This window comes from Burkholderia sp. AU38729 (genome assembly GCF_020419725.1).
GTDB lineage: Bacteria > Pseudomonadota > Gammaproteobacteria > Burkholderiales > Burkholderiaceae > Burkholderia.
In genome coordinates this window covers 82808-96144 of record NZ_JAIZQO010000016.1, presented here as the reverse complement: position 1 = coordinate 96144, position 13337 = coordinate 82808, and the positions used below count along the sequence as shown (strand labels likewise).

Sequence of the window (13337 nt, the reverse complement as noted above, 5' to 3'; positions counted from 1 at the left end):
CGATTTGAAAGAACAACGACATGGCACAACAACTTCCACCGGGCGCCGAGAAGGAACAGGCCGTTTCCTGGCTCAGCGATATTTCACCGAAAGATGTGGCGGCGGGCGGCGACCGTTTCAATAAGTGGTTGCTCGAAATCAGCGGCAATCACATTTCGTTCGAGGATCTCAAGACCGTTGCAAGTGCGGTGCCGATCATCGGCAACCTGATGGCGTTTTACGACGCGGTTTGCGACATCGTGACGATCGTCCAGAAGCGCCACGCGAATCTGCTCGATTACCTTGGGCTTGCGATCAACCTGATCGGGGTCATTCCGGTTCCGCCGCCGCTGGCATCGTTTCGATTGTCGGCTCGGCCGTTGCTCGGGCTCGTGCGCAATCAGTTGCTGGTGACGCGCGGCAACCTCGGGGCGGCGCTTATCTCGGTGCTCGTCACACATGTCAACGCTGCTGCTGCGACTGAAATCGAAAACTTCCTGAAGACCCTGCAGGACGTTCTTGTTGAACTGCTGAACGACTGCGCGCACAAGGCGCAGGAATTGATGGTTGGTATTGCGGACGGACTGGAACTCGCCCTCAAGGGGAAAATCTTCGACAGCAGCGCCAATGTGCGACGTACTACGCAAATCGCTCAGAAGATGGGCAAGCGATCCTGGTACAACCCGATGCTGGTGGTCGATGCTTTTGAGTACGGCTACGAAGGTTCGATTGCACTTGGCAAGGACGCCGGGAACGCGACGGCAGGGATGGCCGCGAAGCTCGCGCCGGATTCGTGGTTGCAACCGTTCCGGGATATCGTCGCATTCCTGAAGACCGAGGCACCGAAGGTCGCTAAGGCGATCCGCGATCTGAACGGCAGCGAAGAAGGCAAGATGCTGTGGTTGATCGCGCAGTTGATCGAAGCCGTGGCGCGGGTGCGCGCGCGCGGGAAACTTCATGAGAAGACTGCGGATGTTCCGCCCGGCGGCAAAGGGAAGGCGCAGGTCGATCGTCCTCAGGAACCGCTGGGGATGACAGGGGAGCAAGCACATGCACGGGGCGCGGGCCAAAGCCCATGCAAGGGTTGCCAGATCGGCACGTCGCCCGCGTCGATCGACTTTGCATTTGGCGACGAGACATTCACGCACACGGATTTCGAACTGCCTGGGGCGTTGCCACTCGTCTGGGCCCGGACGTACCGGTCCCGTCTTTCCGCGTACGATAACGGTGAACTCGGCGCGCGCTGGCTCACGCCCTACACGACGCGAATTGATATCGATGGAGATACGTGGCTCTATCGTGACGCCAGCGGGCGGAGCATTGAATATCGCGCTCTCGCAGTCGGGGGCGTGAAAGACGATCTCGCGGAGAATCTGACGCTGTCGCGTCTCGACGATACGTGGATGACTATCGCGTACGGGCATGATGTGCTGCATGTCTATGAGCGCCACGGCGATGTATTCCGGTTGGCGATGCAGAAAGATCGTGCGGGCAATACGATTACGCTCGATTACGATGCACTTGGCCGTGTGGTGCGGTTGATCGATGCGAGTGGAAATGTGCTGTCGTTCGAGCACGACAAGCGAGGTCGGATCGTGTTGATCGAGCAGGTGCTCGAGGACGGCAATCGTCGCAGGCTCGCGGGTTACGCCTACGACGAAGCAGGGGACCTCGTGAGCGCCACCGATCGGCATGGCAACGCGTGGAGCTATCAGTACCGCCGGCATCTCGTCACGCACTACACCGACCGCACGGGTCGCGGCATCACGCTCGAATGGGACGGTGCTGACGCGGATGACAGCGCAAACGCGAAATGTGTGCGCGAGTATGCGGACGATGGCAGTCTCGACATCCGTCTCGCATGGCATCCGAATATCCGCCTTACTTACGTGACCGATGCGCTCGGTCAGGTAACGCGCTACTACTACAACATCAGCGGCTATGTGTATCGGATTGCTTATCCGGACGGGAACGAAGAGTGGTTCCGGCGCGATGAACACAACAACCTGACGCTGCACATTCTGCAGGACGGTAGCATCGAGCAGATGCGTTACGACGCGCGAGGGAATCGGACGTGGCACGAGCGTCCGGATGGCAGCGTCGTCGAACTGGCGTACGACGACAAGGATCAGATGATCCGCTTTACCGATCCGAACGGACGTGTGTGGCAGCGCAAATATGATGATGTTGGAAATCTCGTCGAAGAGATTGATCCGCTCGAGCACGCGACGAAATACAGCTATAACGACCAAGGGCTGCCGGTACAAATCACCGATGCAAAGGGCGGAGCGAAGTCGATCGAATACAACGTCGCCGGACAGATGACGAGCTATACCGATTGCTCAGGGAAAAAAACGGAGTGGCGATACGACATGATTGGTCGCGTGTGCGAGGCAAAGGACGCGTCTGGCCGGGTGGTCGTTTATGGTTATGGCCCGAACGGGCAATTGGCTGAGATTCGTTCGCCAGCCGGTATCGAGCAAATGCATTACGACGCTGAAGGTAGATTGCTGCGGCTTACCGATCAGCTCAATCGATCGACATGTTATAGCTACGATGCAGCCGGCCGTATCGCAAGCCGCGCGGATGCACTCGGGCAGACGATCGCGTACCGATATGATCGCCTTGGGCGATTGAGTGCATTGATCGACGCGAATTTCGCGACATATCAGTTCCACTACGATGCCGCTGGGCGGTTGATCGAGGAAGTCGGTTTCGATGGCAAGTCGACACGCTATCGGTATGACCGGGAAAGCGGCGATCTTGTCTCCGTAGATGAGGCAGGCTGTGTGACGTCGGTGAATGTCGATCCAAACGGTCGCTTGCTGAAACGAGTCTCAGGGACGAGTGAAGAGCGGTTTGCATACGACCCTAATGGTCGACTGATCGAGGCGGTAAACCAATATAGTCGCGTCCAGTTTTTCTTTGACCCGGTTGGCAATCTCACGCGCGAACATCACGCTTACGATCTGTTCGGGCAGCAGCGCAGCTATGTCTGGCACCACGAATACGACGAACTTGGCAATCGACGACGGACCGTCCGCCCGGATGGTCATGCGGTCGACTGGATGATGTATGGCTCAGGGCATGTGCACGGCATGATGCTGGATGGCGAGGAGCGCGTGCAGTTCGAGCGTGACGACCTGCATCGGGAGACGGGGCGGTCATTGTCGAGCACGGTCGGGCAGCGCACGATGTACGATCCGGCGGGACGGGTGTCGAGACAAACGATTCAACGGTCGATGTCGCCGGCACCTTTGGCCGAGCGACGGTATCGCTACGACGCGGTCGGACAGCTGTCGCGAATCGAGGATAGTCGCAAGGGCGGGATTGACTATCGTTATGACCCGATTGGGCGTCTGATTGAAGCGGTCAGCCCTGTTGCGAGGGAACGGTTTGCGTTCGATCCCGCGAGCAACATTATCGATTCGGTGCAGCCGAGGGAGGTGTCTGCGTCACGGCCCAGTCCTGTGAAACCGGAAAGCACGCTTCCCGATGAAGTGCCCAAGGTACTCGGTAATCTGCTGAAGGGGTATGCCGGGATGCACTTTGAGTACGACGCACGCGGGAATCTGGTGCGTAAGCGTACACCGGCTGGGCAGCAGGAATACGAGTGGGATGAGTTCAACCGTTTGCTGTCGGCGCGAGTTGCGGAGGCGTCGCGGCAGATTGAGTCGCGATACTTCTATGATGCATTCGGCCGGCGGATCGCGAAGGAGGTAAACGGCGAGCGGACGGTGTTCGGGTGGGATGGCGATACGCTGGCGTATGAAAGCAACGGAGAGTCCGGCACGCACTATATCTATGAGCCGGGGACGTTCGTGCCGTTGGTGCAGTATGTGGCGGAGTCAGTAGAGGGAATTGCGACGCCGGAGTGGAAAAGTACCGATCGGTACGTGCCGGAGGATGATCCGCTGCAAAAAGTTCCGGAGCGTAGGGCGGATGCCAAGCTGTTTTATTACCACTGCGATCAAATCGGTACACCTCAGTTATTGACGGATGACGGCGGCGACGTCGTGTGGGAAGCATCGTATAAGGCGTGGGGTGAAGCGCAAGAAGTGATCGCGCGAGCATCGAAGGCCACAGGGATTACCCCGAAGAACCCGCTGCGGTTCCAGGGGCAGCAGGCCGATGAGGAAACGGGACTGCATTACAACCGAAATCGATACTATGATCATGGAATCGGACGGTTTATATCTCAAGATCCAGTTGGTTTGGCTGGTGGGGAGAATTTGCAGAGATATGCTCCGAACCCAATAGAGTGGATTGATCCTGTCGGGCTTAAATATAAGTCCACCGGTCGTGCTGCTGATTTGTTTGGAAAGGATAAGACGAATAAATCGACTCAGAATTTGTCTGAATGGCGTCGTATTATTTGTAGAGGAGATCTCAAAGAGGAACGGGCAAAATTCTTGGGAGATGATTTGGTAAAGGTAGGGCCGGGGAAATGGAGAAGTTTGGATGGAGCGCGGCAGGTTCGTGTGACGCCTTCAGATTACTCGGGTGCCCATGGGATGGGAAGCCCTAATGTTGCTGATACTCCTCACGTTCATTTCGAATTCCTGAGGCCAACGGGTAATGGAAATCATGTTGTTACAAAGAATGTGCACATTCAGCTTGATATTGGAAATAAGGGGTGTCCGTGATGTTGGAGTTGCTGAGGGAGTTTGGTGGAATTTCGTTCGTGTTTGATTTGAGTGATGGGGTTGATTTTCTCAATGCGATCGTCGGTCTTCCGAAAAGTCAAATATTTGAGGTTGATCTTTGTGATCGTTCAACGGGCGATTCTATTGCTATAAAATTCTCCATTGGAGACGATGAGGTTATAAAAAGGGGGCGAGGGTTGGAGATCTTTTTATCAAATGAGACGTGTGAATATGCGGCGTATAAGTTGGAGGAGTTGGTTTTGAAGGGCGGATTTTCAACTCCGGAATTTGTCCAATTGAGTTATATGAAGTATAAAAATAAAATTCTGGATACTTTTTTGATTTTGAGAGTGTGAATTTTCGTGGTGTTGGGTGGGCCGTCTCGGAGGGTGGGGGTGATTTTGTTAATCGATGTGGATTTTATTTTTTTATAATTTGGAGGGTGGTTGGGTGGAGCTGAAGTAATTATAAAAAAATCTCGTGATCGAGTCGGAATCGTGGATTGACTGATATGAGAGTTGTTGTGATGGCTATGCGAAAAGCTATCATAATTTTTATCTTCTTGTCGCTTTCAACGACGTTATATGCCGACGACTTCCGGCCGCGAGCCGCAGCAGCCCCTGATCTGGCGCATCCGAAGCTCTTCAAAGCCAACGGTTTGAGCTTCCAGCTCCCGGGCGACTGGAGGGTTACGGCAAACGATTTGCTCCAAGACACCGATGGCAGGAGAGTAAGTATCGAGGCCGACAAATCCGCATTTGAAGTACTGAATTTGGACGTTGTCGTTCAGGTGCTGCGAACCAAGGTCGCACGTTCCTACGAAGGTACTGCGCAGTATCTGTACCAGAGCCAGGTGGACGACAAGCCGACTCAGTACACGAAGCCGGACTTCGCCTCATTCATGTTGAGCAGTAAATATCCGGCGCTTGCTTCACGTTATACACACACGATTTTCAAGCAAGACGAGCTCTATGCGCATCGTCTCGATCTCGTCACGAGCAAGGTCTGCGGCATGGGCTGGACCTGCATGGTCCTCTCGTCCGGACTGGCTGCGAATGAGAGCGCAGCGAAGCAAGGTATGGCCAAGATCTATGAAACGATCCGCTACCAACCCTGATGAGCCGCCTGACGCGGGAAATTTGACGCGAGGGGCGGGACCTATCCGTGATTTCGTGGGCGGGGCATATCATGAGGTGTAAAGGCCATGGATATGCCGATGAAAAAGAAAAGACAAACCGTAGCGCGTCAGGCAGCGGCCCGAGGGCCACTGCCTGAACTGCCCAAGGAACTGCTGGATCAGTTGGTCAAGGGGCCGATGACGCCGGCTGAGGTGCAGGATCTGATGCTGGCGTTCAACAAAGCGGTCATCGAACGTGCGATGGGCGCCGAGATGAATCTGCATCTGGGCTACCCTCCGGGCCAGCCCATGCCGCCCGGTCAGGCCAACGAACGCAACGGCGCCAGCGGCAAGACGGTCATCACCGATCGTGGCCCAGTCCGGGTCGACGTACCTCGTGACCGTGACGGCAGCTTCGAGCCGATCCTGATTCCCAAGCACGAACGCCGCTTCACCGGCTTCGACGAACGCATCATCGCGATGTACGCCCGCGGCATGAGCGTGCGCGAGATTCAGGGATTTCTGGCCGAGCACTATGGCACCGAGGTCTCGCCCGACTTCATCAGCTCGGTCACCGACGAGGTGATGGCCGAAGCGCTGAGCTGGCAGAGCCGCCCGCTCGAGACGATGTATCCGGTGGTGTTCTTCGATGCGCTGCGGGTCAAGATCCGCGACGATGGCGTGGTCAGCAACAAGGCCGTCTATCTGGCGCTGGGTATCCAGCCCGACGGCCAGCGCGACGTGCTGGGCCTCTGGATCGAGCAGACCGAGGGCGCCAAGTTCTGGCTCAAGGTGTTCAACGAACTCAAGACGCGCGGCTGCCAGGACATCCTGATCGCCGTGGTGGACGGCTTGAAGGGGCTGACCGAGGCCATCAGCGCCGCCTATCCACGGACCACCGTTCAGACCTGCATCGTGCATCTGATCCGCAACAGTCTGGAGTACGCCAGCTACAAGGACCGGAAGGTACTGGCCGCGGCGTTGCGTCCGATCTACGCGGCCGCCAGCGAAGAGGCGGCAAGACAGGCGCTGCAAGACTTCGCCGACGGACCTTGGGGCGCGAAGTACCCGACCATCGTGCAATCATGGCAACGCGCGTGGGAGCACGTCGTACCGTTTTACGTGTTCCCGCCGGAGATTAGACGGGTCGTATACACGACAAACGCCATAGAAAGTCTGAACATGCAGCTGCGCAAGATCATCAAGACGCGCGGCCACTTCCCGAATGACGAGGCGGCGATCAAGCTGCTCTGGCTGGCACTGCGCAACGTGCTGGCCAAGACCGTGCGGTCCGCCTTCGACTGGAAATCAGCGATGAACCAGTTTGCTATCCTGTTCGGGGAGCGATTTATGCAGGCGCGCGGATAACGTGCTGTTCAACCGCCTCGCCCACAAAAATGCGGACAGGTTCGCGATCTGAGAAAGATCGGCGGCCAACAAGATTCCCATCACATTTATCAAGATGCTGCCGTGAACGGCCTGCCAAACTACAACTACAACGATGCGCCGGCAATTAGTCTACGGGGCCTAAATGCTGACGGTACAACTTGTGGAACTCCTCACTACCGCGCGAACCGGACTTAAGAAAACGCGCCTCTTGCCGGTACCTTAGGAAGCGAAACCGTAGCAGCCTTCAATTCGCTGAAGGCCGCCGGGCTCGGCTCCAAGGCGGCCAAATGCACCGTCTTACGCGCACGCGGCTATTTCTCCAGCATCGGCGCGAACGCCGGGTCTGGCACGACAACTCCATCGAAACGAATGAGGCTGAGATGACCCCATCATTGAATGATCGAGCGTACAAGATGATTTCTGAATTCCTTGACGCACTCAACTCGATGGACAAAAGGGCACTAGAGTCCGAGTTCGGAGTGACCGAACCGATTCTCGACGAGATATGCGAGTCCCTCGACGATTACTTCGGAACAAAACCGAGTATCAGCCTCGCGCCGATCGAAGTTGCGTTCTCCGGCAAGAGCGGATCGAGGTCATATATTGATCTCTTTGAGATGGGCGACGGTCAGTCGTGGGGCGTGGAATGCGTGCTTTGGGTGGACGGCAAGGCTGAGGAGCCGATTTTGCACGTCGAACTGAGCGGACCTAGCGACGGGCTGAGTTTGAAGTACAAGTACATCGGCTCGTAGGAAAAGTACGGCAACGGGAGCATCGCAGAGTATGCCTACGGGAGCGTTTTGACAATTCAAGCATCAGAGCCCTCCTTTGGGCTCATAGATGCGAGGCCTCGCCGCGTCGTAACCCGCACGGTTTCAGGGGCAACAGCATGGTGTGGAAGCGGGGCTGCACTATATAACTGGCACCGGTACTATGATTCGAGTAGCGGACGGTTCATATCGAACGACCCGATCGGGCTCGCTGGCGGGATCAACGTCTATCAATATGCCGACAACCCAACAGGGTGGATCGCCCCGCTCGGCCTTGCTCGCTGCCCTTGCGATCCGTGTGGTAAGTCTCGTCGGTCAAGTTTGAGAGATATTTGTCGGCAGCTCGGCATTCCCTTGTCTCAGCAGCCCATCATGCGGTATTTGGCTCGAAGCATACACTCCTGGGACCAACCGTCATGTTCGCGGCCGCTTCAGGTCGGCCGCGTTTCGACTGACATGCCTTGGGGGCGACGGGCGGCCAACAGGCGCCGGCCAGTCTCACGGACCGAGAATTGGCATAATCACGGCTTGCTGACACGAGTGCCGCGACGCAGGCCCTTTCGTGCACCTGCTACATCGCCGCTCCTGCGCATTGACTCCAGTCCCGTTACCACCGCAATACCCATGTCGACCACCACCACGACCGAAGTGTCGTTGCAACACATTCTCGAACATCCCGGCGATTTCTCCGGATGGCTCTGCTTGCCGCCGACGCCGTGGACGCTCGATACAGAGGGCGCATTCACCGAAGATGCCGACGACCCCGAGACCGACACGCCACCTGCTATCGCACCCCACCCCGGCTGGCGCGTCACGCTGAACGGCGCGACGATTGAAGACATCGTGATCAACGCGCATGACCAGGTCGACGAACCGACCGCCACGCAGCTGTTCGACGCGTTCGTGTTCTACGTCGACAACGAAGAATTCATCCTGCTTTGACGGCGCACGCCGCGCGTCACAGTAAAAAAGGACCGCCAAGCGGTCCTTTTTCATGCAGCGTCAACGTCCGAACGACGCCCACCCCTCAAGGCAACGAAATCGTCAAATTAGCCGACTCCGGCCCGACCTTGATGACTTGGGAATAAGGCGCCAACGCCTGCAGCGTCTTGTCCTTCAGATACGTGTTGAGCCCGAGATATCCGAGCAGTGCGACAAGAGCAAAAACCGCCCCAATCGCCCAAACCGGCACTTCACGCTTGAGTCGATGCGCGATCTGATCCGGCAGCGGCCAATGCGGCGCGAACGCGGCCCGCTTGCCCTTCATATGCGCGATCTCGTCGCCCAGCCGCGCGGTGAGATAAGCCAGCTTCTCCGGCCCCTCGAGCAGATACTTCCCCTGGAACCCGAGCAGCAGGCACATATGAAACACCTCGAGCGACTGCAGCCGCGCCGCACCCTGCGCGCGACAATCCTCGAGATACTGGAAGAACTTCTCGCCCGCGAGCTGCTCGCCGAACAGCACGAGCTGCAGCGGCCGGCGTTCCCACTCCGTGCGGATCTTGAACTGCGACGACAGCACCATCTCGTCGATTGCCGCGCAGAACGCGAACTTCGCGCCGTACACGTCTTCAGCCGCGATATTCAGCTTCTTCGCGCCGCGCTCGAAGTCCGACAGGAATTCCTGGATGCGCGTGCTGAACTCGCCCGCGCTCTCCGGCTCCCGCCCGTTCTTGAGCAGGAACAGCATGAAGAACCCGTCGTACAGCAGGTCGAGCAGCGAACGGGCCTGGAACGAGGCGTCGGTCGACGCCGGCGTATGCAGGGGGGCCGGCGCGTTGTCGCCGAACAGGGAAGGCGCGTAGCTCATGATGTGACCGCGATCAGTTCGAATTTCAGGTCATTGATGCCAGTCGGCGCATAGATCATCGCGGACTGGGCCTGCAGCATGCGCTCGTACAGCGGGCTACGCGAATCGAGCGCGAAGTAGCATGCGCCGGGGCGCACCGGAATCGCGGGCGGCACCTGCGGCGTGTACGAGAGCCGCACGCCGGGCATCGCCGACAGCACGAGCTTGTCGACGTCGTCGGGCGCGCCGACCTTGAAGCGGGCCGGCACCGCATCGACGAGCTCGACGCTCGGCATGTCCGCGGAGACCGCCAGGTAGAACTCGGTCTTGTCGTCGATCTTGCCGGAGTCGAGGCGACCGAGGTGGAACGACGGGCGCACCTCGTCGAGCGTGATCGCGAAGTAGCGCGTCGAGATCACGGTGTCGAGCAGTTCGCGCAGCATCAGGTCGAGACGCGCGAAGCTCGGGCCCGGGTCGTCATGGCGGTACACCGGCAAATCAGCCAGCGTATAGCCCTTCGAGAACGTCATCAGCTGGCCTGCGAGGCGCAGCAGTTCCTGGAACAGCCGCTCCGGATGCAGCGCCGAATGCTGGTGCAGGTGCGCGAGCGTCGCGAACGCGGCGTTCGCGGTGTGCAGCAGCCAGAACGACGCGATGTCGCCCGAGCGGAACTCGATGATGTTCTTCGACGGCTCGCGATGGAAGCCGTACAGCGCGTTCACCTTCGCCTGCAGCGCGTCGACGAGCTGGCGCAGCCGCTGGTGGAGGATCGGCGACGCGTCGATCGCGAGGCACGGCGGCACGAAGCTGTCGTCGATCTCGAAACCGGACGTCGCGGTGCGGCGCACGCGCACGAGCGGCACCGACAGCAACTGGTCGCGCGGTTCGCTGTGCGCGATCAGCTTGACCTGCGTCTTCAGGAACGTGATGTCGGCTTCGGCGGCGTCGGTGAAGTTGTCGCCGACGCTCGTCTGCTCGCTGACGAAGCGCGTCATGAAGCCGGCGGCCGGATCGTCGCTGTAGTTGGTGCCGTTCTCGCGCAGCGGGTGCAGCGCGAGATAGAACACGAATTCGTTGATGCCGTCAGGCAGCGTGTCCAGCGCGATCGGCGGCGGCAGGTCGTCGGCCTGCGGCGCGGCATACAGCGCGCCGTCCGGGAACACGAGCGCAAGCTCGGCCACCCGCAGCACGTTGCTGCCGAGCGCATCGCGGTCGATGCGCACCGAGCGCACGCCCCAGTTGTACGGCTGGATCGCCTGGATCGATTCGAACAGGCGCGCTTCGTGGTACGCGTCCTGTCGCTGAAAGTGTTGAGGCCGGAGGAACAGCCCTTCCCCCCACAGCACCTTGGCCGAATAACTCATGTCAAATCCGGTTAATGTCGCGTTGCGATGTAATCGATTTGTTCGTGCCCGAATTAAATCGCCAATTGTTAACTCTTGTTAATTGACATTCGTGCGTCATTGTTTAACCGCAGGAGACCGAAGAAAGCAAATTCAGCGGTTGTGAAGGCGCACCCTGTTGCGGTGCGATGACAGTGCCGTCGGTGACCGTCATCGCGCAATTATGCAGGCCGATGATTATGCCGGATTTCTCCGACTTCACCGGGTCGAACGTCAGTTTCCATCGTTGTAGTGCGGGATCGCGGAACAGCGCGACGATGCCGAATGCCTGCGCCTCGCGCGAAACCTTCTCGGTCGCCGTATAGCGCTGGCCCGGAATCAGCGTGATTTCACGCACGTTGAGCAGATCGGCACCCAATGCGGCCTTTTCCTTGGTCGGATCGGTGAACGCGTCGAACGGCGCCTGCTGGAACGACGTCGGGTCCTTTAGCGTATAGAGCCGCACGACGAGCGCGAGCGGCTTGTGGTCGGTCGCGGCATTCAGGTTCGGCGCGGCGGCGAGGGTGATGCCGAGGTTGCGCGGCGGCTTCTGCGCGTCGGGCACCTCGGGCTTGCCGATGCCGGCCGCGGACATCACGGCGCTCGCGGCCGAGCCGAGCAGCGGGGCGGCCGCGCATCCGGCCAGAAGGGCGCAGGCAACCAGTGGCAGCGCGTAGCGAATCATCAACGATCTCATCGTGTTTCCGGCGGGCTGCCTTTTATCCCTGTCAAATCTGCCGGGTATTTCCGCGTTTGCTGCGTATCCCCGGCATTGCACTGTTCAACTATTAAGCACGCCCGCGTCGAGGCAGGCGCCCGGAAAATTTTGCCGCCGTCCGGGCGGCGCGTCGCGAAACCAGTAAAACTTGCCCGTTCCGGCCGAAAGAAAAATCGCTGCGAGCCCGCTGCGAGAGGCCATTGGAGGGGGTAGCGCCCGGTTTTAAAAGGAATTACTCTTCACACGACGATTGAATTATGAAAAATTGATCGGTACTATACCCGCGCGCTTCTTGCAAAGCAAAAGAACCAGATTCTCAACGATTTAAAACTCACGCGCCGGTGGATATAACGATGAAAGACCGTCTCTTCGCAAAACTGTCTGGGGTAGTAGTGGCTTGCGGCGTGATCGCCGGTTGTGCGAGCCAGCCTCCCGCGCCGCCGACCGCCGACGTGTTCAACAAGTCGCTGGCGGATGCGGATGCAGTTGCGAAGGCAGGGGACCAGGACAAGGCCCTCGGCCTGTACCAGCAGCTCGCGAAGTCGGATCCGACGCGCGAAGAGCCGTGGTCGCGCATCGCGCAAATCCAGTTCGCCCAGAACCATTACGGTCAGGCAATCGTTGCCGCGCAGGAAGCGCTGCAGCGCGACGCGACCGACCGTCAGGCGAAGAGCGTGCTGGCCGTGGCCGGCCTGCGGATCGCGACGCAGTCGCTCGGCGAGCTGCGCCAGGATTCGTCGCTCGCGGGTGACGCGAAGTCGGATGCGCAGGCGCTCGCGAAGCAGCTGCGCGATACGCTGGGCGAATCGGCGCTGTTCCCGCCGGAAACGAAGGTCGTGAAGCCGCGCCAGCCGCGCCGTGTCGTCCATCGTCCGAAGGCTGGCGCTGCACCGGCGGCCGAAGCAGCGGCGACCAGCACGCCGACGCCGCCCGCCACGCCGCAGAAGGGCGGTGCGGACCCGTTCGGCGCACTGCGCAACTGACCGCAACACTGACGCGATAACCACAACTAACCTGGGAGCCGTCGAGATGGCCAAGAAAGAAAGCATTCAGAAAAGCTTGCAGAAAATACGGCCGCCGCGCGTCCAATTGACCTACGAGGTCGAGAAGGGCGATGCGATCGAGGTGAAGGAACTGCCGTTCGTCGTCGGGGTCGTCGGCGATCTGGCGGGCCAGTCCGAAATCGAGCAGCCGAAGCTGCGCGACCGTAAATTCGTCAACATCGATCGCGACAATTTCGACGACGTGATGAAGGCGATCGAGCCGCGTGCCGCGTTCCAGGTGGAAAACCGCCTGAGCCCGGAAGGCGGCAAGTTCGCGGTCGACCTGAAGTTCCGTTCGCTGTCGGATTTCAGCCCGGACGAAGTCGTCGAACAGGTCGAGCCGCTGCGCCGCCTGCTCGAGGCGCGCTCGAAGCTCGCCGACCTGCGCAACAAGCTCGCCGGCAACGACAAGCTCGAGGATCTGCTGTCCGAGGTGCTGAAGAACACGCAGCAGCTGCAGGAGCTCGCGAAGGGCACGGGCAGCGACAAAGACGGCGAATGACG

Annotated in this window: 11 protein-coding genes and 1 pseudogene; 9 read left to right on the top strand and 3 right to left on the bottom strand. The window is 59.1% G+C overall.

Going from position 1 to position 13337, the window contains the following annotated elements; translation table 11 throughout:
- Positions 1 to 20: 20 nt before the first annotated feature.
- From LGM56_RS32905 to LGM56_RS32875, 7 genes and pseudogenes are all read left to right on the top strand, one after another.
- Positions 21 to 4625 (top strand): RHS repeat-associated core domain-containing protein, encoded by a 4605-nt coding sequence (locus LGM56_RS32905; RefSeq protein WP_226207848.1) that lies wholly within the window; start codon positions 21 to 23, stop codon positions 4623 to 4625.
- A complete protein-coding gene (locus LGM56_RS32900; protein ID WP_226207847.1) occupies positions 4616 to 4981 on the top strand; it encodes a hypothetical protein in 366 nt (121 codons plus the stop codon). The genes LGM56_RS32905 and LGM56_RS32900 overlap by 10 nt, the downstream gene beginning before the upstream one ends.
- 155 nt (positions 4982 to 5136) lie before the next feature.
- On the top strand, positions 5137 to 5742 hold the full coding sequence (locus LGM56_RS32895; RefSeq protein ID WP_226207846.1) for a hypothetical protein: 606 nt from the start codon (positions 5137 to 5139) through the stop codon (positions 5740 to 5742).
- Positions 5743 to 5835: 93 nt separating this feature from the next.
- Complete coding sequence (locus tag LGM56_RS32890; protein WP_413226812.1) at positions 5836 to 7110, top strand: IS256 family transposase; 1275 nt, start codon at positions 5836 to 5838, stop codon at positions 7108 to 7110.
- A 308-nt stretch (positions 7111 to 7418) separates the two neighbouring features.
- Positions 7419 to 7883: a hypothetical protein gene (locus LGM56_RS32885; protein WP_226207844.1), complete on the top strand. Its 465-nt coding sequence runs from the start codon at positions 7419 to 7421 to the stop codon at positions 7881 to 7883.
- Between the two features lie 112 nt (positions 7884 to 7995).
- Positions 7996 to 8216, top strand: a pseudogene (locus LGM56_RS37060) (RHS repeat-associated core domain-containing protein); the annotation flags it as partial.
- A 309-nt stretch (positions 8217 to 8525) separates the two neighbouring features.
- A complete protein-coding gene (locus LGM56_RS32875; protein WP_226207870.1) occupies positions 8526 to 8843 on the top strand; it encodes a hypothetical protein in 318 nt (105 codons plus the stop codon).
- 85 nt (positions 8844 to 8928) lie between these two features.
- Here the strand turns inward: LGM56_RS32875 and icmH are convergent, their stop codons facing one another.
- The 3 genes from icmH to tssJ form a co-directional block, all read right to left on the bottom strand.
- Positions 8929 to 9711, bottom strand: a complete 783-nt coding sequence (gene icmH / locus LGM56_RS32870) for a type IVB secretion system protein IcmH/DotU (RefSeq protein ID WP_071335501.1) — start codon at positions 9709 to 9711, stop codon at positions 8929 to 8931.
- Positions 9708 to 11054, bottom strand: a complete 1347-nt coding sequence (tssK, locus tag LGM56_RS32865; protein ID WP_039352024.1) for a type VI secretion system baseplate subunit TssK — start codon at positions 11052 to 11054, stop codon at positions 9708 to 9710. Before tssK ends, icmH begins: the two co-directional genes overlap by 4 nt.
- A 103-nt stretch (positions 11055 to 11157) precedes the next feature.
- A complete protein-coding gene (gene tssJ, locus LGM56_RS32860) occupies positions 11158 to 11769 on the bottom strand; it encodes a type VI secretion system lipoprotein TssJ (RefSeq protein ID WP_089424355.1) in 612 nt (203 codons plus the stop codon).
- Between the two features lie 374 nt (positions 11770 to 12143).
- On the opposite strand from tssJ, the gene LGM56_RS32855 reads away from it, so the two are divergent.
- Together LGM56_RS32855 and tssB are read left to right on the top strand one after the other, a co-directional pair.
- Positions 12144 to 12773, top strand: a complete 630-nt coding sequence (locus tag LGM56_RS32855; protein WP_089439098.1) for a tetratricopeptide repeat protein — start codon at positions 12144 to 12146, stop codon at positions 12771 to 12773.
- A gap of 46 nt (positions 12774 to 12819) precedes the next feature.
- The gene (tssB, locus tag LGM56_RS32850; RefSeq protein ID WP_027783377.1) at positions 12820 to 13335 is read left to right on the top strand and encodes a type VI secretion system contractile sheath small subunit; all 516 of its coding nucleotides are present in this window, start codon (positions 12820 to 12822) and stop codon (positions 13333 to 13335) included.
- The last annotated feature ends 2 nt before the right edge of the window (positions 13336 to 13337 follow it).

What these genes read in the sequence shown, in the direction of transcription:
- LGM56_RS32905 (WP_226207848.1), top strand. Translation starts at nt 21, where the DNA reads ATGGCACAACAACTTCCACCGGGCGCCGAGAAGGAACAGGCCGTTTCC.
- LGM56_RS32895 (WP_226207846.1), top strand. Translation starts at nt 5,137, where the DNA reads ATGAGAGTTGTTGTGATGGCTATGCGAAAAGCTATCATAATTTTTATC.
- LGM56_RS32890 (WP_413226812.1), top strand. Translation starts at nt 5,836, where the DNA reads ATGCCGATGAAAAAGAAAAGACAAACCGTAGCGCGTCAGGCAGCGGCC.
- LGM56_RS32885 (WP_226207844.1), top strand. Translation starts at nt 7,419, where the DNA reads ATGCACCGTCTTACGCGCACGCGGCTATTTCTCCAGCATCGGCGCGAA.
- LGM56_RS32875 (WP_226207870.1), top strand. Translation starts at nt 8,526, where the DNA reads ATGTCGACCACCACCACGACCGAAGTGTCGTTGCAACACATTCTCGAA.
- icmH (WP_071335501.1), bottom strand. Translation starts at nt 9,711, where the DNA reads ATGAGCTACGCGCCTTCCCTGTTCGGCGACAACGCGCCGGCCCCCCTG.
- tssK (WP_039352024.1), bottom strand. Translation starts at nt 11,054, where the DNA reads ATGAGTTATTCGGCCAAGGTGCTGTGGGGGGAAGGGCTGTTCCTCCGG.
- tssJ (WP_089424355.1), bottom strand. Translation starts at nt 11,769, where the DNA reads ATGAGATCGTTGATGATTCGCTACGCGCTGCCACTGGTTGCCTGCGCC.
- LGM56_RS32855 (WP_089439098.1), top strand. Translation starts at nt 12,144, where the DNA reads ATGAAAGACCGTCTCTTCGCAAAACTGTCTGGGGTAGTAGTGGCTTGC.
- tssB (WP_027783377.1), top strand. Translation starts at nt 12,820, where the DNA reads ATGGCCAAGAAAGAAAGCATTCAGAAAAGCTTGCAGAAAATACGGCCG.